Below are 20822 nucleotides of genomic sequence, written 5' to 3'. Positions count from 1 at the left end.
TCGTCGTCATGCCTCGACACTATGGCTGGACGCCAGCGCGTCCTAGGCTGGACGAGTGGCCACAGCCTCTCGCGTCCTCCCCTCACGGACCATCGACGCCGCCCAGCGACGTCTGGCCGAGGCACTGCGCAGCCGGGTCGCGGGACCCGACGCCCGCGAGGCCGCAGCGCGCATCTGGGACACGCCGGGCCCTCGGTGGTTCACCAGCGACGACCCGATCTGGCGAGTCCACGCCGACGCCTCGATGTTCAGCGGCGGGGTGGCAGCCCTGCTGCTGCAGTCCCTGCACCCCTCGGCCATGGCGGGCGTCGCCGGTCACAGCGGGTTCCGAGGCGACCCGTGGGGCCGGCTGCAGCGCACGAGCCACTACATCGCCACGACCACCTACGGCACGATCGAGCACGCCGAGCAGGCGATCGACGTCGTGCGGGCGGTGCACTCGCGGGTCCGGGGCATCGACGACCTGGGCATGCCCTACGCGGCGGACGACCCGCATCTGCTGCGCTGGGTCCACGTCGCCGAGGTCTGGTGCTTCCTGCGCGCCCACCAGCACTTCGGGGCCAGGCCGTTGACCGTCGACGAGGCAGACACCTATGTCGCCCAGGCCGCGGTCCCGGCGCACCGCCTCGGCGGTCGGGACCTGCCGACGTCGGTCGCGGACCTCGAGGCCCGGCTCGCCGACTACCGGCCCGAGCTCGCCACCACCGAGGCGGCCCGCGACGCAGCGACCTTCCTGCTGCGCGAGCCCCCGCTGCCGGCACTCGCCCGCCCCGGGTACGGCCTCATCGCCGCCGGAGCCCTCTCGGTTCTGCCGCCCTGGGCCGGCGAGATGCTTGACTTACCGGCGACCCGGGGCGGCCGGCGCACTCTCGCCCGCGCCGCGGGGCACACCTCGACCCGCCTCGTGCGCTGGGGGATGGCAGCGAGCTGAGCGCTGCGGCTCCCCTCCCTGGCCGAAGTCACCGCGCCAGCGTGACCACGCCCAGCAGTCGCGCAAGCCGGGCTGCCATGTCCTGCGCCGAGTGGTCCTCGTGGTCCTCCCACCAAGTCACCGCGGTCGCGACGATCGACTCCCACAGCCGATCGAGGAGGTCGTGGTCGAGCGGGTCCGTCAGGCCGGCGCCGGACAGCACGTCGCGGGTACCGACGGTCCCCATCCTGCGCAGCTGCACCCGCAGCTCCATCGCGCGGGCCGCAGCCGCGGACCCCTCCGGCAGGGTCTCGTCGTTGATCAGCGCCCACGCATGGCGGTGGTCGGCCATCGCGCTGAAGATCGCGGTGAAGGTCTCCTGCGCCCGCTGGCCGGGGTCGCTCGCGGTCTGCGCCGCGGCGATCGAGGCGATGAGGCCAGGCCCGACCTCCTCGAGGCAGGCGAGCGCAAGGTCGGCCTTGGAGCCGAAGACGTTGTGCACCATCGCCTTGGAGACACCGGCGCGGCGCGCGACATCGGCCATCGATGAGCGGGCATAGCCCTCACGTCCCAGGGCCTCGACGGCCTCCCCCACGAGCTGCCGCCTGCGGTCGGCGCGGGCGACCCCCTTCGTCCCGATGTCGCTCACGTCTCCTCCTCCTGTGGTGCAGCACATCTTGTCATCGCTCCGAACTGACTCTATGGTCAGTTGGTCCCCTTCACTGTTGCAGAGGAGCCCTGCATGCCCCGTCCCGATCTCACCGTCCTCGCCATCCCCGCCTTCGTCGGCGCGATGGGAGCCGAGTTCTGGTGGCAGCGCAGGTACCCGGCAGCCCCGGGGGAGGATCGTGCGGGCGACTACGAGCTGGGCGACACGATCGCCAGTCTGGCGATGGGCGTCGGCAGCCTGGTCGCACCCTTCGTCATCGGCCCGACCATGCGCCGCCTGGCGCCCGGCAGCACGAGGGCCGGGACCGCGCTCCTCGGCCTCGGTGTCGCCGCCGGGATCGCGACGACCATCGGTGACGTCCTGCGCTCGCGCGCGGACCACGGCGGCCGGCTGCCCGCGGCGGGGACCCTGCCTTCGGACCAGACCCCGCCCACCACCGTCCGCTCGCGCATCGACGCCCTTGGCCTGATGACCTCCGGCTCCGCCGTCGCGGCCGTCGGTTCGGCGTCGGTCGCCGCCGCCTCCATCTGGGCAATGCAGACCTCCGCGTCCAAGCTGGCCGAGCGCAGCCCCCTCTCGATGCGGTCCGGCACTGCCGCCTACCTGGTCGCCATCGCCGGCTGGGACTTCATCTACTACTGGAACCACCGCCTGTCCCACGAGTCCCGCTGGCTCTGGGCGGTCCACGTGGTCCACCACAGCAGCGAGCGCTACAACCTCTCGACCGCGCTGCGGCAGCCGGTCGCCGAGGGCTTCACGATGGTCGTCCCCTACGGCCTGCTCGCGCTGCTGGGCATCCCGCCGCGGTACATCGAGGATGCCCGCGCGATCAACCTGATCTACCAGTTCTGGATCCACACCGAGGCGGTCACGTCGATCGGCTGGCTCGAGAAGGTGCTCAACACCCCCAGCCACCACCGCGCCCACCACGGCAGCCAGCGCCAGTACCTCGACATCAACCACGGCTCGATCCTCATCCTGTGGGACAAGCTCTTCGGCACCTTCGAGCCGGAGGTGGAACGGGTGCGCTACGGCCTGACCCGCAACATCGGCACCTACAACCTCGGCACGATCGCCACCCACGAGTGGCGCGACATCACCTCGTCGCCCACCTGGTCGGACCGGTTCGGCTTCCTCCTGCGCGGACCCGGCTGGGCCTACGAGCGAAGGGAGCAGCTCGCGCCCATCACCGGCGATCCGGTGGCGATCGGGCGAGTCTCCGAACCGGTCACGGGCTGAGCCCACGCACCCCCTGCGCTCGCCCGGACCGCGAGCCCGAGACCCCGGTCAGACGGACGTGCCACCCGCGGCGTCCGGGGTCGCGCCGTCCCTGGCGTCCGGACCTGCGTCGCCCGTCGCCGCCTCCTCACCATCCGTCTCCAACTCCTGCTCGGCGGATCGCACCGGCCAGCGCTGGACCAGCTGGTCGCGCAACGCCTGGTCCCGAGTGTCGAGCTGGCTGCCCAGCGCGACGCCGAGTCCCATGACGACCAGGGCCCCCAGCATGATCCAGGGCCCGAGCGAGCCGGCGTCGCGCAGCTGCTGGCCGGCCGCGGCGTAGGTGTCCCAGTCGGGCCGGTCGGCCACGAGGGTCACGAACCACAGGGCGAAGCCGAGCGCCAGCGTCGCGCCGGCGAGAGCGAAGACCAGCCGCAGAGCCGGCGGGCACGCACTGACCATGGCGCGGCGGAGCAGCAGGTAGGGCGGAGGCGCGGCTGCGCCGTCCGCGAGCGCACGGCGCAGCTCCCGGCGCTCCACGCTCCAGATGATGACCTCGCAGACCACCATGCAGACGAAGGCGAGCATGCCGACGGCAGCGCCGATCGCGCCCCCCACGGCGATGAGGTCCACCAGCCGCTCGTCAGCGGGGTCCAGACTCGCCCGGTCGTCCAGCTGACGCCCCGGACCGTACGTACGGTCCGGATAGGCGATCGCGGCCGTCACGTGGGTCGCGATCCCCCAGGTGGCGACGCCCACGACGACGAAGAGGATCAACAGGTCGTTGAGCGTGCGCACCCCGCGACCCGGCAGCCGACCCGTCAGGCCCGCGCGCGTCCGGGCCTCGCTGACGTCCTGCTCGCTCAGCTCTCGCTCGTCGGCGACCTCCCGGTGCGCCTGCGTCCACCGGTGCTCCAGCTCCGCGGCGATCGCCATCTGTCGAGGCTCCAGAACCCGCTTCGTCAGGGGGATCCCGCACCAGATCGCCGCGAGCAGCAGTCCACCCCCTACGAGCAGAGCCAGACCCGTGGGGTCAGGATCACCGAGCGTCACGAACACGAGCACGAGATAGACGAGCCCCAGGATGGCGAGGACCCACAAGGCCAACAGCTTGTAGGCGCCCGCGCTGCTCTCCGTCGCTCCCTCCCACTGGTCGGGGATCGGCACCTGCGTCGCCGGGGTGTCTCGCCGGGCAGCCGCCGCGAGCTCACGTGCGGTCAGCGGGCCCTGCAGGGCACCCAGCGCCCCGAGCGTCAGCAGGCCGATCATCCCGAACAGCAGGACTCCGCCCAGCGAGGCCCGCAGGACCAGGTCTGCGGTGATCCCCGTCTCGGTCTCCGCGAAGGCCTCCTCGATGACCACGCCGATGACGACGGCGACCGCGAAGAGTCCTGCCAGGCCGGCGAGGCCGAAGAGGGCCGCCTCCGTGGCTGCTCTGCGCAGCGTCTCCGGGCGACCGATGGGCAGCACTCTCCAGCGGGAGTCGATCACGTGGTCCACGCCTGCATCCTGCCGCACCCGGGAACCACCGCTGAGGTGGGACGAGTCAGTAGTAGACGGCAAGCGGCCCGTTGGGACCCTCGATCACCTGCACGGGGGTGTCGAAGACCCGCGTGAGCACCTCGTCGGTCATGATCTCGGCAGGCGTGCCGAACTCCACGACCTTGCCGTGCTTGACCGCGCAGATCCGGTCGGAGTAATGACCGGCGAAGTTGATGTCGTGCAGGACCACGATGATCGTGCGCCCCAGCTCGTCGGCGGCCCGGCGCAACATCCGCATCATGTGCACCGAGTGCTGCATGTCCAGGTTGTTGAGTGGCTCGTCGAGCAGCACGTAGTCGGTGTCCTGGGACAGGACCATCGCGACATAGGCGCGCTGCCGCTGGCCGCCGGAGAGCTGGTCGAGGTAGCGGCCCTCGAGCCCACCGAGGTCGAGGAAGTCGATCGAGCGGGAGATGACCTCCTCGTCCTCGACGGTCAGCCGCCCCTGCGAGTGGGGGAAGCGCCCGAAGCCCACGAGCTGGCGCACGGTCAACCGGGTGATGAAGTGGTTTTCCTGCCGCAGGATCGAGACGATCTTGGCCAGGTCCTTGGACTTGGTGCTCGTCACGTCGTAACCGGCGACCTCGATGGTGCCTTCGTCGAGGTCGAGCAGCCGTCCGATCATCGTCAGCAGCGTCGACTTGCCGGCGCCGTTGGGGCCGACGAGCGCGGTGACACCCCCGGCCGGGATCTCGAGGTCCACCGGTCCGATCGTCACCTCGCTGCCATAGGTCTTGCGGACATCGGTCAGGGTGATCACAGGCGCCCCTTGCGGAGGATGACGATGAGGAAGACCGAGCCCCCGACGAGCTCGATGATGATCGAGACGACGCCCTGCGCGTAGAAGACGTGCTTCATCACGAAGTACGCCCCCGACAGGACGACGAAGCCGACCAGCACGGCCACGGGGAAGATCCGCCGGTGGTCATAGCTGTCGGCGAACTGGTAGGCGAGGGTGGCGACGAGGAACCCGAGGAAGGTCATCGGCCCGACGAGCGCCGTCGAGACGGCCATGAGGATCGAGACGAGGAAGAGGGTCACCATGAGCTCGCGGCGGTGGTTGAGCCCGAGGTTGGTGGCGGTGTCGCGGCCGAGCGCCACGACATTCAACCGGTTCGAGCGCCGCCACAGCAGTGCAGCGGCGACGATGCACAGCGGGATCGCGATGGGGAAGTACATCGGGTCGGCGTTGGCCATCGACCCGAACATCCGCGCGGTGAGCACGTCGAACTCGCTGGGCGTGAGCATCCGCCGCATGAAGGAGGAGACCGAGGCGAGCCCGCCGCCGATGACGATGCCGATCAGCAGCATGATCTCGACATTGCCGTAGCGCCCCGACAGCAGCCACCCGTAGAGCGCGAGGGAGAGGCCAACCATGATCGCGATCTGCAGGACGAACTGGGGCAGCCCGGTGAGCATCCCCAGGCCGGCGACGCCGAGGAAGTACACGGCGGCCGTCTGCACCGCGACGTAGAGCGACTCGAAGCCCATGATCGAGGGCGTGATGATCCGGTTGTTGGTCACCGTCTGGAAGCTCACGGTGGCGATCGCCTGGCAGACCGCGACGACCGCCATCGCCACGAGCGTGCTCGCCCGCAGCTCGGCGACGATCCAGAAGCCCTCGGAGCCGAGCGGCATCGGGTTGTCCCAGGCAAGGTGCCCGAAGCCGAAGCCGACCGCCAGCACGACGAGCACGGTCAGGACGATCCGGTAGCGCCGGCGGGAGCGGGCGGTGGGAAGGGGGCCGGACGCGCGCTCTCCCGTGGTCACCACGGAGTCCGTGATCGGCGGGGTCACGCGTGGACGCGAGGGCGCCTCAGCCACGACGGCGCTGCCTGAGCAGGAGGACGATGAAGACGACTGCCCCGACCACCCCGAGGATGAGCGAGACCGGCACCTCGAAGGGCGCGATGACCGTGCGTCCGATGAGGTCGCAGACGGTGACGATCGCGATGCCGAGCAGGCAGACCCACGGCAGGTTGCTGCGCAGGTCGTCGCCGCGGAACATCGAGACGATGTTGGGGACGATCAGCCCGAGGAAGGGCAGGTTGCCGACGACGACCGTCACGACCCCCGTCGCCACGGCGATCAGGCAGGTGCCGATGAGGATGACCTGGTTGTAGTTGAGCCCGACATTGGTCGAGATCTCCTCGCCGAGGCCGGCGACGGTGAAGCGGTCCGCCACCACGAAGATGGCGATGGCCACGAGGGCGACGATCCACAGCACCTCGTACTGCCCCCGCAGGACCGAGGTGAAGCTGCCGGCGAACCAGATCCCCAGGTTCTGCAGCATGTCGGTCTGCAGCGCGATGAAGGTGGAGACCGACCCCACGACGGCGCCCAGCATGATCCCCACGATCGGGACGATGAGCGAGGACCGCAGGGTCACCCTGCGCAGGAAGAGGAAGAAGACCATGGTGCCGATGAAGGCAGCGATGATCGCGCCGATCATCCGCTCCATGAGGCTGGCCCCCGGGAAGAGGATCATCACGGCGAGCAGGCCGAGACCGGCCCACTCCGTGGTGCCGGTCGTCGTCGGCTCGACGAAGCGGTTCTGCGTCAGCAGCTGCATCACCAGCCCGGACATCGCCATCGCGGCGCCGGCGAGGACGAGCGCGACGGTCCGCGGGATGCGGGTGATGGCGAACATCTCGCCGCCCCGATCGCCGCCGAAGATGTCGTAGACGCCGGTGAAGAGGGAGACGACGAGGAGCCCGCCCACGGCCAGGATGCCGAGGGCGAGCTTCGCGTCGAGGAGGCGCCCCTTGGAGGCGACGCGCTCAGCGGTCGTGGCGCTCAGCTCTTCTTCCCCTCCAGCGCGTCGGCGAAGGTCGTGAAGAACTCGGTGAAGGTCTGGATGCCCTCGTTGGTGTAGGTGTCGGCGGGCATGAAGACGACATTGCCCTCCTTGACCGCGGTGACGTCCTTGAGCGCGTCGGAGTCCTCGAGGAGCTGCTTGGCGGGGGTGTAGCCCTCCTCGTCGGCAGCCACGGCGGCGTCGCGGTCCATGACGAGGATCCAGTCCGGGTCCGCCTTGGCGATGGCCTCGACGGAGACCTCGTCGCCCTGGTGGTCGTCACTCGCACCCTCGACCTCGAGAGCCGGCTCGAGGTCGAGCAGGTCGAAGACCGGGCCGAGCGTCTGCCCGACCGTCGGCGCGATGTAGCCGAGCTCGCCACCGGAGGTGTTGATGGCCATCACGGTGTCGCCGGGCTGGTAGGCCGCCTTGACGCGGGCCACCTGGGCGTCGAGGTCCTTGCCGAGCTTGGCGGCCTCGTCCTCCTTGTCGAAGACCTCACCCAGGACGGTGGTCGCGCGCTTGAGCTCGTCGTCGAGCGGCTCACCCTCGCGCGGGTCGAGGTTGAGGAAGGCCGCATCGGGCGCCAGCTCCTTGAGCTTGGACTCGTGATCGGCGTAGCGGTTGCCGTTGACGACCAGGTCGGGCCTGGCGGCGACGATCGCCTCGAGGTCGGGCTCACGGTGGCTGCCGAGGTCGACGATGCTGTCGTCCTTGGTGTACGCGATCGTGTCCGGCATCAGGGTCACGGCTGCCGCGGAGAGCTTCACGTCCCAGTCGGAGAGCGTCTCGAAGGTGCGGTTGTCGGTTGCGACCACGGAGGTCGGCGCCTGCGGCACCTGCACGGCGCCGGTGTTGTCCTGCACCTCGATGGTGGGGCCCGCGGCGGTCTCGGCGTCAGAGGCTCCGCCGCAGGCGGACAGGGCGAGGGCGAGGCCGCCGACGAGGGCGATCGAGCGAGTGCGGGAGAGCACGAGGGGTGGTCCTTCCGAAGGGGCGCCACCGATCGATGCCTGACGCCTGCTGATGAGGTTGACGTGAGGCTAGCCTCACCAAACCTCACTCGGTCACGCGGGTCCCGCTCTGCGGAACGCTGAGTGGTCGAGCCTCAGTCCACGGGCTCGCCCAGCACCGCCGTCAGCCGGTCGATGACGCCCTCGTCACCCGTCATCTCGACCGGGTGCGCGGGGCCCCGGTGCCAGAGCCACAGGTCGAGCTCCTGCGCGGTCCCCGAGATCACCGCGTCGGCGTTGCCGGGACCGTGCGCCGCCCGGTCGACGACCCGCAGGTGCGCTTGGTCGATGTCGACGCCTTCACCGGGGTCGTGGCCGGTGACACGGCCCAGCCCCACGAGCACGCGGTGGCCCGTGTCGGTCATGTGCACCATCACGGTGTCACCATCGGGAGCAAAGCTCGCCCAGCGCGGGAGCCCGCCGTACATCCAGTCGAGGGCCTCGAGCACGCCGTCGGCAGCCAGGTCGGTGTCGAGCGGCGTGGGATCCCCGACCGTCAGCTCGGCGTCGACCCGGTGGATGAGCACCTCGTGCGCCTGCCGGCGGATCGTGAAGCCCACCGTGTGCAGCGCCGGATCGCCGGACCAGGACCAGGCCGCGTCTGCCGGGTCGGCGTTGCGCAGTCGCAGCATGAGCTCGTCGTGGGCGTGGTCGAGGACGTGCAGCAGGCCGACGCGGTCTGCGGGTCGCTCCGGCTCCTCATAGGCGGCCGGCGACTGCGGCCGGTTGGCGATGACCCAGGCCCAGAAGTCCTGCACCTCGCCGCCGACGTGCCACAGCAGGTCATCGACACTCCAGTCGGGGCAGCTCGGCACCCGCGCCCCCGGGTCAGCCATGTCGACACACTCACGGAAGCGCGCGGTCTCCCGCTCCAGGGCGGTGAGGTAGGTGTCGAAGGGGAGCCAGTGGGATCGGGCGTCAGCGGTCATGAGGTGAGACTTCCCCCCTTCGTCCGGCCGCGCAACGGGAATGTCGGCGCGCGGGTGCAGGATGGTCCGGTGACGACGACCGTGTTCTTCCACGCCCATCCCGACGACGAGGCCAGCGGCACCGCCGGCTCGATGATCCTCACCTCCGATGCGGGCCACCGGGTGGTCGTGGTCTACGCGACCCACGGTGAGCACGGGAGCATCCCGGCAGACCTGGGCGAAGGGAGGACCGTCGCCGAGCACCGTCGCGACGAGGCCGAGGTCTCCGCCTCCATCACTGGCACGGCTCGCGTCGAGTGGCTCGGGTACGCCGACTCCGGGATGACCGGCTGGGATCAGAACGGCCACGAGACCTCCTTCCACGCCGCCGACCTCGACGAGGCCGCCGGGCGGCTGGCACGCATCCTCGACGAGGAGGACGCGGACATCCTCGTCGGTTACGACTGGCACGGTGGCTACGGCCACCCCGACCACGTCAAGGTTCACCACGTCGCTCATCGGGCCGCCGAGCTCGCCGCCCGACGACCCCGCCTCCTCGAGAACACGATGAACCGTGACCGGATGCGCGCCCAGCTCGCCCAGGCCAAGGAGATGGGGCTCGAGCTCGACCTGGACGTCGACGGCCCGATGGACGATGGCAACCCGATGGGCTTGCCGGAGAGCGAGATCCACCACGCGCTCGACGTCACCTCGGTCATCGACCGCAAGCGCGCGGCCCTGGCCAGCCACGGCTCGCAGGTCGACGTCCAGGGGATGCTGCAGATGCCCCCGGAGATCTTCGCGGTGGCCTTCGGCGTCGAGCACTACGCCGAGCCGGGACTACCACAGCAGATGTCGACGCGAAACCCCTTCGTCTCATGAGCGGAACACAGGGTAGGCAGGCCTAACCTCATGGGTCTATCGTGGGCGTATGAGCAAGAAGGTGAAGATCGGCAAGATCAAGGTCAAGGAGAAGTGCTGCGTCAGCAAGAGTCGCTGCAGCTCCTGCCCCATTCGCCTGCTCAAGGAGGGTCGCCTGCCCGCCGGCTACGCCGTCCACAAGCGCAAGCTCGTCACCACCAAGCAGAAGGCCAAGCTGCGCGCTGCCGCCTGACCCTCCTGCCCGCACGCAGGGTCGCCTGTCCTTGCTGGAGCGGGGTCCGCGGGCGACCGTAGGGTGGCGCCATGACGACGTCGAAGTTCGCCGCCCAGCTCACCGTCCAGATCGGTGAGGAGTTCGCCGCGCACCAGCAGTACCTGGCGATCGCCGCGCACTACGAGGGGATGACCCTGCCGCAGCTGGCTGGCTGCTTCTACCGCCAGGCCGCCGAGGAGCGCGGGCACGCGCTGATGATGGTGCAGTACCTCCTGGACACCGACCAGCCGGTCAACATCCCGGCGACCGCCGCACCCCGGTGCGACCTCAACGGCGCCGTCGAGCCGATCGAGCTCGCAGTGGAGCAGGAGAAGACGGTCACCAGCCAGATCAACGGGCTGACCCGCATCGCCCGGGACGAGAACGACTTCGCCGCCGAGCAGTTCATGCAGTGGTTCCTCAAGGAGCAGGTCGAAGAGGTCTCCAAGATGCAGGACCTGCTCACCGTCGCCCGCCGCAGCGAGGACGACCTCAACGACATCGAGACCTATGTCGAGCGGGACATGGGCGCCGGGTCGAGCGACCCGGCCGCGCCTCGCCAGGCCGGCCAGACCCAATGATCACTTCGGTCACTCCACGGGTCAGCGCAGGCTGACCCGCACCCGCCCGTCGACGACCGCGAAGCGCACGTCGGCCAGCGACTCCACGACGAGGTCGGCGCCCATCAGGGCGTCGGCCTCGCTCGTCGTCGTCACCGCGAGCACCGCGCACCCGGCAGCCCTGGCCGCAGCGATGCCGCTCGGGGCGTCCTCGCAGACCAGACAGTCGGCCGGGTCCACACCCAGGCGCTGTGCCGCCACGAGGAAGGGATCGGGGTGCGGCTTGCCGCGCTCGACGTCGTCGAAGGTCACGACCTCGTCGATGCCGATCCCCGCTGCTGCCAGTCGAACTCGCGCCAGCTCACGCGTCGCCGACGTGGCCACCGCGACCGGCGCCCCGTCGAGTGCCGCGATCGCCTCGAGCACACCATCGAGTGCGATCACCCCCTCGACGTCGGCGACCTCGAGCTGCTCGATCCGCGCGAAGGCTGCCACCGGGTCCACGTGAGGGCCGACCGAGGCGATGATCGCCGCCGCCGGCATCCCGTGGTGGCCGACGAGCGCGCGCGGGTCGATGTCGTGCTCGAGCGCCCACCTCAGCCAGGAGCGCTCAATCGATCCCGTCGAGTCGACGAGGGTGCCGTCGTTGTCGAAGATCACGGCAGCGAAGGTGCGGTCGACGAAGGGGGCGGGGCCCGCCGGGGTGGAGTCCATGACCACGACCTTAGGCAGGCCAGCGGTCTCGCCCTAGTCTGGGCGCAGAGCCTCTGGAGGTGCCATGTACAGCACGACGTCGGCCGGACCTGACCGCGAACCCCCGCCCGACCGCGCCGCGATCGGTCCGGACTCGCGCGGCCTGTGGCTCATGGGCAATGACGTGGACCTCGCCCGGCGCCTCGCCGGTACGGGATTCGACTGGATCGCCCTCGATGCCCAGCACGGCGCCATCGACCGCTCGGCCCTCGTCGACCTCGGCCGCGCCCTCGGTGACGTCAGGGCCAACTTCGTCGTCCGCGTCGCCGGTGTCGACCACGCGTGGATCGGCGCCTCGCTCGATGCGGGTGCCGCCGGGGTGGTCGTCGCGTCGATCGCCTCCGTCGAGGACGCCCGCGAGGCCGTGCGAGCGACCTACTACCCACCGCTCGGCGAGCGCAGCTGGGGCCCGCTGACCCCGATGTGGGACGGCTACGCGCCTGACGCCGAGCGCGCCAACGCCCACGTCCAGTGCGCGGTGATGATCGAGACGTCCGGGGCGCTCGAGGCGGTCGAGGAGATCGCGGCGCTCGACGGGGTCAACCTGCTCTTCCTCGGACCGGTCGACCTCTCGCTCTCCCTCGGGATGAGCCTGGACGACCTGCTCGCCGACACCTCCGACTCCGGACCCGTCGGTCGGATCCTGGCCGCAGCTCGCAGCCACGGCGTCGGGGTCGCCGCCTTCGCCGGCGATCCGGCGAGGGTCCCCGCGCTGCGGGCCCTGGGCATCGGCCGCATCGCGGTCTCCACCGACATCGCCCTGGTGGCTCTCGGCGCCCAGCAGGTCCTCGACCTCACCTGAGCCACGTATCCTCGGGGTCCGTGAGCACCACATCCGAGGACCCCGCGAGCGCGACCACCGTGGACGGCGTCGATCCCGACGACCTGGCCACCACCCTTCGCGTCCTCGGGATGCTCCACGAGCTGCCATCCGGCCACGACGACATCTCCACGGTCAAGCGGGCCACCAGCTCGATGTACAACCGGGTGAAGAAGACCCGTCGCCGTGAGGCACGACAGGCCGAGCGCGGCCCCAAGGTCGTCCACGACCAGGCGATCCTCGACCAGACCGCGACCGGCTCCCCGCTTCGCATCGACGACGAGACGAAGGGGATCCCCCTCACCTCCTCGACGGGGGCCCGCTACGCGGGCGAGCTGCAGATCCCCCGTGGCTGCTACATGTGCCACGCCGACTACACGCTCGTCGACGCCTTCTACCACTGGCTCTGCCCGGACTGCGCCGCCATGAGCCACGAACGACGTGACCAGGGCACCGACCTGCGCGGCCGGCGGGCGCTGCTGACCGGTGGGCGCGCCAAGATCGGGATGTACATCGCCCTGCGCCTGCTGCGCGACGGTGCCGACCTGACGATCACGACCCGCTTCCCGAGGGATGCCGCGCGACGCTTCGCCGAGCTCGCCGACTCCCCCGAGTGGATCGACCGGCTGACGATCATCGGCATCGACCTGCGCGACCCGACCCAGGTCGTCGCACTCACCGACGAGGTCGCTGCCGCAGGCCCGCTCGACATCCTCATCAACAACGCCTGCCAGACGGTGCGCCGCTCCCCCGGCGCCTACTCGAGCCTCGTCGACGGCGAGTCCCAGCCGCTGGAGACCGGCGGCCCGACGCCCCAGATGCTGACCTTCGACCGGGTGAGCGAGGCACACCCGGCCGCGCTCATCGGCACCCTGGGTGAGCACCCGGTGCCGCACGCGGATGTCGCCGCCCGTAGCGCCGCCGACCTGACCAAGCTCGCCCTCTCTGCCGGCAGTGCCTCGCTCGAGGCGCACCTCGCCGGCACGGCGGTCGACGCCGGCGGCCTGCTGCCCGATGTCGTCGCGAGCAACTCGTGGAAGCAGACCGTCGACGAGGTCGACCCCCTCGAGCTCCTCGAGGTGCAGATGTGCAACTCCGTCGCCCCCTTCCTCCTCGTCTCCCGGCTGCGGCCGGCGATGCGGGCCGCGGTGGAGCGACGCAGCGAAGAGGTCGGTCACGCCGCCCGCGCCTACGTCGTCAACGTGTCGGCGATGGAGGGACAGTTCTCCCGGCGGTACAAGGGCGCCGGCCACCCGCACACCAACATGGCCAAGGCCGCGCTCAACATGCTGACCCGCACCTCGGCCGGCGAGATGTTCGAGACCGACCGGATCCTGATGACCGCCGTCGACACCGGCTGGATCACCGACGAGCGGCCCCACCACGAAAAGCTGGAGATCGCGGCGCAGGGCTGGCACGCCCCTCTCGACCTCGTCGACGGCGCCGCCCGCGTGTACGACCCGGTCGTGCGTGGCGAACGTGGCGAGGACCTGCACGGGGTCTTCCTGAAGAACTTCGAGCCCTACGCCTGGTAGGTCACTCCCCGAGGCGAGTTCGCTCTCACGCTCATTCAGGCCGCGTCAACACGTCGAGAAACTCGTGGTTGACGAAGAGGCGCTCCCTGCCGACCTTGACGTCACTGAGGAGCCCGGCGTCAACCAGTGCGTGCAGCCAGGACGAGGCGGTCTGACGCGAGATGTCGCATCGCTCGGCCACAGTGCTGATGCGGCAGTAGGGCTGCTCGAAGAGGACGGCCAGGAAGTGCGCGTCTCGCCCGCCCGGAGTGGCAGCCCGAGCACGCTCAGCGATGTTCTCCTGGCACGTGCGGATGGCCACGATCTTGTGCGTCGTTGACGTCGCCGACTCCCGGACGACGTCGAGCATGTAGAGGATCCATTCGATCCAGGCACCGTCGGCCGTCACCGCTCGCAGCAGACGGTAGTAGTCGTTCTTCCGCGCGATGATCGCGCGGGAAAGATAGAGGATCGGGTCGTGGAGGAGGCCCGACTCGATCAACATGAGGATGTTGATGACGCGACCGGTCCGTCCGTTTCCGTCATGGAATGGGTGGATCGCCTCGAACTGGTAGTGAGCCACAGCCATGCGCACCAGCGGGTCAAGATCGTCTTCGGAATGGACGAAGCGCTCCCAGTCCGAGAGCTTCTCCCGGATGAGGTCCGCACCCTCGGGTGGCGCATACACGATCTGACGCGTGGTCGGGTTCGCGATCCTGGTGCCCGGCACTGCGCGAACAGCCATGTCTCGCCCCTGCAGCTCGGTACAGATGAGAGTGGCCGTGGCAGCAGTCAGGGGCCGGCTTCTGATGGACTCGACCCCCGCGAACAGGGCGCTGCGGTATCGCAGCGCCTCCTTGGTCGCGTGGTCTCCTCCACCCGAGTCGACATGCTTGAAAAGCTCATCGGCCGTGGTCACGACGTTCTCGATCTCGGAGCTGGCCTGCGCCTCGAGCAGCGGCACTGCGTGGATCAGGATGTTCGGGTTCGGCAGCATCAGTCCGGCCTGAGCGAGCGTCGCCAGTGCCGTCCGGGCTTCGACGGTCGCCTTGAGCACGGACTTGGGCTCGAGGTCGAGGCCCACTGGGGGCAGCGCCGGCAGATCGTTGAAGGGAGCTTCGGGGTTCCAAGGCATGTGTCCACTCTTTCGACGCATCCGCACTACGTGTTAAGGAATTGCCAGAAACTTAACACGTCGCATCGTTGTGTCCGGGCGTCTGACACGTCATCTTGCGGGCTCTGGACGTGCAGCAATGAGTCTCGACGACGACAGGGTGTGAAGACTCCCGCGCCGGGTACAAAGGGGCTACGGTGACAGAGGTCACGATCCCTTTGACGAAGGAGCAGTGGTGATGGCACCGAAGGACTCGACCTTCTTGGGCTGGCCCGTCTTGCGACAGCTGGCCTCCGGAGACTTCCTCGGCCGCGGCACGTCGGTCACATCACGCAAGACCCGCGAGGTCGAGGCGCGCACCACGACGGCCGACCGCGTCGTGCAGAGCGTGTGCCCCTACTGCGCCGTCGGCTGCGGGCAGAAGGTCTTCGTCAAGGACGACAAGGTCGTCCAGATCGAGGGTGACCCGGACTCCCCGGTGAGCCGAGGGCGGTTGTGCCCCAAGGGCGCCGCGAGCGAGCAGCTGGTCAACTCCCCGTCGCGCCAGACGCACGTGCTCTATCGCGCGCCGGGCGCCACGCAGTTCCAGCGGATCGAGCTCGACGAGGCGATCGACATGGTCGCCGACCGCTACCTGGAGGCTCGAGCCAACAAGTGGCAGGAGGTCGACGACAAGGGTCGCCGGCTGCGCCGCACGATGGGCATCGCCTCGCTCGGGGGCGCGACCCTCGACAACGAAGAGAACTACCTGATGAAGAAGCTGTACACGGCTTCCGGCGCGATACAGATCGAGAACCAGGCGCGTATTTGACACTCCGCCACGGTTCCCAGTCTGGGATCCTCCTTCGGGCGCGGCGGCGCCACCCAGTCCCTGCAGGACATGGCCAACGCAGACTGCATCATCATCCAGGGCTCCAACATGGCCGAGTGCCACCCCGTGGGCTTCCAGTGGGTGGCCGAGGCCAAGGCCCGCGGCGCCCGGGTGATCCACATCGACCCCCGCTTCACCCGCACGTCGGCGATCGCTGACACGCACGCCGCGATCCGGGCCGGGACCGATGTCGTCCTGCTGGGTGCGCTGATCAACCACGTCCTCGCCAAGGACCTCTACTTCCACGACTACGTGGTCGCCTACACCAATGCGGCCACGCTCGTCAGCGAGGACTTCGTCGACACCGAGGACCTGGACGGTGTCTTCTCCGGCTACGACCCGGAGACCGGCACCTATGACATGTCCTCGTGGGCCTACGACGAGCGCAAGGACGGCGAGGGGGGCACCTCCGGCGACGACGTCGGCGGACCCTCCGGTGGGCACGAGCACGGCGCCAGCAAGAGCGCCCGCGCCGCGGGCGACCAGCACGGCGCCGCCGGGCCCCCTCTCGAGCACGCCCGGGTCATCCGCGACGAGACCCTGCAGCACCCGCGCTCGGTCTTCCAGGTGCTCAAGCGGCACTACGCGCGCTACACGCCCCAGATGGTCGAGGACCTCTGCGGCATCCCGCAGTGGCAGTTCCACCAGATCGCCGACGCGTTGACGCAGAACTCTGGTCGTGATCGCACCACCTGCTTCGCCTATGCCTTGGGCTGGACCCAGCACAGCCTGGGTGCGCAGTTCATCCGCACGGCAGCGATCCTCCAGCTCCTCATGGGCAACATGGGCCGCCCCGGTGGCGGGATCATGGCGCTGCGCGGGCACGCGAGCATCCAGGGCTCGACCGACATCCCGACGCTCTTCAACATCCTCCCCGGGTACCTGCCGATGCCGATGGTGGGCAAGCACGACACCTACGAGGAGTACCTGGCAAGCATCAGCTCGCCCCTGCAGAAGGGCTTCTGGACCGAGGCACCGTCCTACACCGCCAGCCTGCTCAAGGCCTGGTTCGGTGATGCCGCAACCCCTGACAACAACTTCTGCTACGACTACCTGCCGCGCCTGACCGGAGCCCACGGGACCTACCAGAGCGTCATGGCGATGCTCGACGACGAGGTCGAGGGCTACTTCGTCATCGGGCAGAACCCGGCGGTCGGGTCGGCGCACGGCAAGATGCAGCGCCTGGCGATGACCCACCTGAAGTGGGTCGTCGTGCGCGACTTCCAGCTCATCGAGTCGGCGACCTTCTGGAAGGACTCCCCGGAGATCGCCAGCGGCGAGCTGAAGACCGAGGACATCGACACCGAGGTCTTCTTCTTCCCCGCGGCCAACCACGTGGAGAAGTCCGGCACCTTCACCCAGACCCAGCGGATGCTCCAGTGGCACCACCAGGCGGTCCAGCCCCCGGGTGATGCGCAGAGCGAGCTCGAGTTCTTCCACGAGCTCGGGGTGCGCATCCGTGAGCGTCTGAAGGACTCGACGGACGAGCGCGACCGGCCACTGCTCGACATGACCTGGGACTACCCCAAGGACGAGCACGGCGAGACCGACGCCGAGGCGGTCCTGGCGGAGATCAACGGCTACCACCTCACCGGCGACAAGGCGGGCCAGCTGCTCGACAAGTTCGCCGACATGAAGCCCGACGGCTCGACCACGGGCGGCTGCTGGATCTACACGGGAGTCTTCGCCGGCGGGGTCAACAAGTCCAAGAACCGCATGCCCGGTCATGAGCAGGACGAGACCGCGCTCGACTGGGGCTGGGCCTGGCCGATGAACCGGCGAGTCCTCTACAACCGCGCCTCCGCCGACCCCGAGGGCCGGCCGTGGAGCGAGCGCAAGAAGTACGTCTGGTGGGACGCCGATGCCAAGAAGTGGGTCGGCAAGGACGTGCCGGACTTCCCCGTCGATCGCGACCCGGCCTTCCGACCCGACGCCGACATCGGTGGACCGGCTGCGATCGCCGGTGACGACCCCTTCATCATGCAGGCCGACGGCAAGGGCTGGCTCTTCGCACCCAAGGGCATGGTCGATGGCCCCATGCCCAGTCACTACGAGGCGCAGGAGTCCCCCGTCGACAACCCGCTGTACTCGCAGCAGCGCAACCCGGGCCGGCTGGTCTACCCGCGCAAGGACAACCTGTGGAGTCCGTCCGGTGACGAGCCGGGGGCGGGTGTCTACCCCTTCGTCTTCACGACCTATCGCCTCACCGAGCACCACACCGCCGGAGGGATGAGCCGCTGGCTGCCGTACCTGTCGGAGCTGCAGCCGGAGATGTTCTGCGAGGTCTCTCCCGAGCTCGCCGAGCAGCAGGGCCTGGTCAACGGCGAGTGGGCGACGATCGTCTCGGCGCGCAGCGCCATCGAGGCACGCGTCCTGGTCACCGAGCGGATGACACCGCTGACGATCATGGGCAACACGGTCCACCAGATCGGTCTGCCCTACCACTGGGGTGTCGGCCGCGATGCGGTCGTCGAGGGCGACGGCGCCAACGACCTGCTCGGCATTGCCCTCGACCCCAATGTCCAGATCCAGGAGTCCAAGGTCGGGTCCTGCGACATCCGACCCGGGCGACGGCCCCGGGGCGAGGAGCTGCTGCGGCTCGTCGAGGAGTACCAGTCGCGCTCCGGCACCACGGTCGAGACCGGCAGCCAGCGTGTTGACGACGTCTCCTCGCAGATCCGCGAGCGCCGCGCAGCCACTCTCGAGACGGAAGGAGACCGCTGATGGGATATCTCTCCCGACAGCTCTCGGGTCAGACCGAACCAGCCACCGACGCCGGGTGGCAGGAGGCACCGAGACGCCAGGGCTTCTTCACCGACACCTCGATCTGCATCGGCTGCAAGGCCTGCGAGGTCGCCTGCAAGGAGTGGAACGGCATCCCGCTCGACGGGCTGGCGATCACGGGCAACTCCTACGACAACACCGGTGACCTCGGGGCGAGCACCTGGCGGCACGTCGCCTTCGTCGAGCAGAGCCAGGACCGGATCGAGGCCGCCCGTGAGTCGGGTCGCGCGCTCGTGGACCTCGGGATGCCGAGCATGGGTGCACCCGCACCGGCACCCGAGCCGTCCATCGCCTCCCCTGCCGGGTACGGCACGCTCCCCGCGCCGATCGAGGGGCACGGTCCAGCACTCACGGACATGCTCAGCGAGAAGGCCAATGTCGAGGCCGGCGGCACGGGCGACTACGGCCTCACCGTCGACGGCGTGCCGATCGTCGGACCGGTCCCGGAGTTTCGCTGGCTGATGTCCTCCGACGTGTGCAAGCACTGCACGCACGCCGGCTGCCTGGACGTCTGCCCCACCGGCTCACTCTTCCGCAGCGAGTTCGGCACGGTCGTTGTGCAGGACGACATCTGCAACGGCTGCGGCTACTGCGTCGGCGCCTGTCCCTTCGGCGTCATCGAGCGTCGCACCGACTCGAGCGTCTCGGTCACCGCCGACAGCCACGTCCCCAATGTCGGCGTCGCCCAGAAGTGCACGCTCTGCTACGACCGGCTGAGCCACGACCAGACCCCCGCGTGCGCCCAGACCTGCCCGACCACCTCGATCAAGTTCGGGGCGCACGACGACATGGTGGCCACCGCGCGCGATCGCGTCACCCAGCTGCACGAGCAGGGCTTCACCGAGGCTCGTCTCTACGGCGCCAACGAGCACGATGGCGTCGGCGGCACCGGCTCGGTCTTCCTCCTGCTCGACGAGCCCGAGGTCTACGGCCTCCCCCCGGACCCGGTCGTCCCCACCGCCAAGCTGCCCGAGATGTTCCGGGCCGCGGGCGTCGCCGGACTCGGGCTGCTCGGGGCCGTTGCCATCTCCTTCGTCGGGAGCAGGTCGTGACGACCTCCCCCTTCGACAGCTACCGCCCACCCGAGGAGGGCCGCCGCAAGCGGCGCCGCGACTCCGGGATCCGCCGCGCCGGCGATCTGGCCAAGGGGGCCCAGCGCAGCTGGCTCAGCCGCGACGGCGGCGGCCGCCGCGAAGCGCCCGCCGTACCGGACGCCGAGTTCTCCAGCTATTACGGCCAGGCCATCGTCAAGCCGGTGCCGTGGGACCACAAGATCTCCGCCTACCTCTTCGTCGGGGGCATCGCGGGCACCTCCGGCATCATCCAGGCGGGAGCTGCAGCGACGGGCAATGCTGTCCTGCAACGCAATGCACGACTGACGGCGATGACCACCGTCGCGCTGAGCGGTGCGGCGCTGGTGGCCGACCTCGGCCGGCCCGAGCGCTTCCTCAACATGATGCGCACCGTCAAGCTCACCTCCCCCATGTCGGTCGGCACCTGGATCCTCACCGCGTATGCGGGCTTCGCGTCGGTCACCACGGGCGCCGAGGTGCTGCGACTCCTCCCCGCGCGGGGCCCGGTCACTGCCCTCACCCGCGTGACCGACGCGCTCGGTACTCCCTCGACCATCGGGCAGGCCGCCTTTGGCGCGCCGCTCGCGGCGTACACGGCAGTCCTGCTCGCCGACACCGCTCACCCGGTGTGGCACGAGAGCCGACGTGAGCTCCCCTTCGTCTTCGTCGGGTCTGCGGCGCTGGCCTCCGCCGGGGTGCAGATGGTGCTGACCCCCACCGCCCTCGCCGGTCCGGTGCGACGACTGGCCCTGGCCGGTGTCGCCACCGAGCTGGCCGCGATGCACCAGCTCGAGGAGCACCTGAGCGACCTGGGCATCGACGAGCCGGTCACCACCGGTCAGGGCGCCGGCAAGCTGCGTCTGGCCAAGGGGTTGGCCATCGCCGGCGGCGTCGGGACGCTGCTGTCGGGCCGCAGCCGTCTCGTCGCGATCGCCTCGGGCGTCGCGCTGGCCACCGCCTCGGCCCTGACCCGCATGGGCATCGTCGAGGCAGGTATCGAGTCCGCCAAGGACCCCAAGTACACCGTCCGCGTCCAGAAGGACCGCCTCGAGAAGCGGCGGCAGCAGGGCAACACCGAGGACAGCGTCGTCACGGTCCGCTGACCAGCGGGCCGTACCCCCTTCACACCAGGAGGTCTCC

General features: G+C 69.6%; 19 protein-coding genes. 10 read left to right on the top strand and 9 right to left on the bottom strand.

Features of this window, described 5'->3' with window-relative positions; translation table 11 throughout:
• The first annotated feature begins 55 nt into the window (after window positions 1-55).
• Window positions 56-931: an oxygenase MpaB family protein gene (locus ASG73_RS02720; protein ID WP_235499336.1), complete on the top strand. Its 876-nt coding sequence runs from the start codon at window positions 56-58 to the stop codon at window positions 929-931.
• A 28-nt stretch (window positions 932-959) separates the two neighbouring features.
• On the opposite strand, the gene ASG73_RS02715 is transcribed toward ASG73_RS02720, so the two are convergent.
• Window positions 960-1559, bottom strand: a complete 600-nt coding sequence (locus ASG73_RS02715) for a TetR/AcrR family transcriptional regulator (protein WP_200946651.1) — start codon at window positions 1557-1559, stop codon at window positions 960-962.
• 93 nt (window positions 1560-1652) lie between these two features.
• Here ASG73_RS02715 and ASG73_RS02710 point away from each other — a divergent pair, with 93 nt between their 5' ends.
• Window positions 1653-2819, top strand: a complete 1167-nt coding sequence (locus tag ASG73_RS02710) for a sterol desaturase family protein (RefSeq protein WP_055990368.1) — start codon at window positions 1653-1655, stop codon at window positions 2817-2819.
• 48 nt (window positions 2820-2867) lie between these two features.
• Here ASG73_RS02710 and ASG73_RS02705 read toward each other — a convergent pair whose 3' ends face one another.
• The 6 genes from ASG73_RS02705 to ASG73_RS02680 all read right to left on the bottom strand — a co-directional run bounded on the left by ASG73_RS02705 (window position 2868) and on the right by ASG73_RS02680 (window position 9079).
• Window positions 2868-4298, bottom strand: coding sequence for a hypothetical protein (locus ASG73_RS02705; protein ID WP_055990365.1), 1431 nt, complete (start codon window positions 4296-4298; stop codon window positions 2868-2870).
• Between the two features lie 46 nt (window positions 4299-4344).
• Window positions 4345-5100, bottom strand: a complete 756-nt coding sequence (locus ASG73_RS02700; RefSeq protein ID WP_055990363.1) for an iron ABC transporter ATP-binding protein — start codon at window positions 5098-5100, stop codon at window positions 4345-4347.
• Entirely contained in the window at window positions 5097-6137 is a 1041-nt protein-coding gene (locus ASG73_RS02695) for an iron chelate uptake ABC transporter family permease subunit (protein WP_235499335.1), read from the bottom strand. Before ASG73_RS02695 ends, ASG73_RS02700 begins: the two co-directional genes overlap by 4 nt.
• 19 nt (window positions 6138-6156) lie before the next feature.
• Window positions 6157-7140, bottom strand: a complete 984-nt coding sequence (locus ASG73_RS02690) for an ABC transporter permease (protein ID WP_055990360.1) — start codon at window positions 7138-7140, stop codon at window positions 6157-6159.
• A complete protein-coding gene (locus ASG73_RS02685) occupies window positions 7137-8111 on the bottom strand; it encodes a siderophore ABC transporter substrate-binding protein (protein ID WP_055990357.1) in 975 nt (324 codons plus the stop codon). Before ASG73_RS02685 ends, ASG73_RS02690 begins: the two co-directional genes overlap by 4 nt.
• 134 nt (window positions 8112-8245) lie before the next feature.
• On the bottom strand, window positions 8246-9079 hold the full coding sequence (locus ASG73_RS02680) for a maleylpyruvate isomerase family mycothiol-dependent enzyme (RefSeq protein ID WP_055990354.1): 834 nt from the start codon (window positions 9077-9079) through the stop codon (window positions 8246-8248).
• Between the two features lie 69 nt (window positions 9080-9148).
• On the opposite strand from ASG73_RS02680, the gene ASG73_RS02675 reads away from it, so the two are divergent.
• From ASG73_RS02675 to ASG73_RS02665, 3 genes are all read left to right on the top strand, one after another.
• On the top strand, window positions 9149-9940 hold the full coding sequence (locus ASG73_RS02675) for a PIG-L deacetylase family protein (protein WP_055990351.1): 792 nt from the start codon (window positions 9149-9151) through the stop codon (window positions 9938-9940).
• Window positions 9941-9989: 49 nt separating this feature from the next.
• Entirely contained in the window at window positions 9990-10172 is a 183-nt protein-coding gene (locus ASG73_RS02670; protein ID WP_055990348.1) for a hypothetical protein, read from the top strand.
• 71 nt (window positions 10173-10243) lie between these two features.
• Window positions 10244-10774, top strand: coding sequence for a ferritin (locus ASG73_RS02665; RefSeq protein WP_055990345.1), 531 nt, complete (start codon window positions 10244-10246; stop codon window positions 10772-10774).
• A 21-nt stretch (window positions 10775-10795) separates the two neighbouring features.
• On the opposite strand, the gene ASG73_RS02660 is transcribed toward ASG73_RS02665, so the two are convergent.
• Window positions 10796-11467 carry an HAD-IA family hydrolase gene (locus tag ASG73_RS02660; protein WP_055990342.1) on the bottom strand — a complete coding sequence of 224 codons (672 nt, stop codon included), beginning with the start codon at window positions 11465-11467 and terminating at the stop codon, window positions 10796-10798.
• A 64-nt stretch (window positions 11468-11531) separates the two neighbouring features.
• Between ASG73_RS02660 and ASG73_RS02655 the strand changes: the two genes are divergently transcribed.
• Window positions 11532-12308 (top strand): HpcH/HpaI aldolase family protein, encoded by a 777-nt coding sequence (locus tag ASG73_RS02655; protein ID WP_055990339.1) that lies wholly within the window; start codon window positions 11532-11534, stop codon window positions 12306-12308.
• Window positions 12309-12328: 20 nt separating this feature from the next.
• Window positions 12329-13861 (top strand): SDR family NAD(P)-dependent oxidoreductase, encoded by a 1533-nt coding sequence (locus ASG73_RS02650; protein ID WP_055990337.1) that lies wholly within the window; start codon window positions 12329-12331, stop codon window positions 13859-13861.
• Window positions 13862-13892: 31 nt separating this feature from the next.
• Here ASG73_RS02650 and ASG73_RS02645 read toward each other — a convergent pair whose 3' ends face one another.
• Entirely contained in the window at window positions 13893-14975 is a 1083-nt protein-coding gene (locus tag ASG73_RS02645; RefSeq protein WP_055990335.1) for a Fic family protein, read from the bottom strand.
• A gap of 217 nt (window positions 14976-15192) precedes the next feature.
• Between ASG73_RS02645 and fdh the strand changes: the two genes are divergently transcribed.
• The 3 genes from fdh to nrfD are packed head-to-tail and all read left to right on the top strand — an operon-like array spanning window position 15193 to window position 20785.
• Complete coding sequence (gene fdh / locus ASG73_RS02635) at window positions 15193-18549, top strand: formate dehydrogenase (RefSeq protein ID WP_156466105.1); 3357 nt, start codon at window positions 15193-15195, stop codon at window positions 18547-18549.
• Entirely contained in the window at window positions 18549-19661 is a 1113-nt protein-coding gene (locus tag ASG73_RS02630; RefSeq protein WP_055990322.1) for a 4Fe-4S dicluster domain-containing protein, read from the top strand. Before fdh ends, ASG73_RS02630 begins: the two co-directional genes overlap by 1 nt.
• The gene (gene nrfD, locus ASG73_RS02625; RefSeq protein ID WP_055990319.1) at window positions 19658-20785 is read left to right on the top strand and encodes an NrfD/PsrC family molybdoenzyme membrane anchor subunit; all 1128 of its coding nucleotides are present in this window, start codon (window positions 19658-19660) and stop codon (window positions 20783-20785) included. Before ASG73_RS02630 ends, nrfD begins: the two co-directional genes overlap by 4 nt.
• The last annotated feature ends 37 nt before the right edge of the window (window positions 20786-20822 follow it).

Source organism: Janibacter sp. Soil728, from assembly GCF_001428305.1.
In the GTDB taxonomy this organism is placed as follows: domain Bacteria; phylum Actinomycetota; class Actinomycetes; order Actinomycetales; family Dermatophilaceae; genus Janibacter.
Note: the sequence above shows the minus strand (reverse complement) of the source record. Positions and strands in the feature narration are given on the sequence as shown.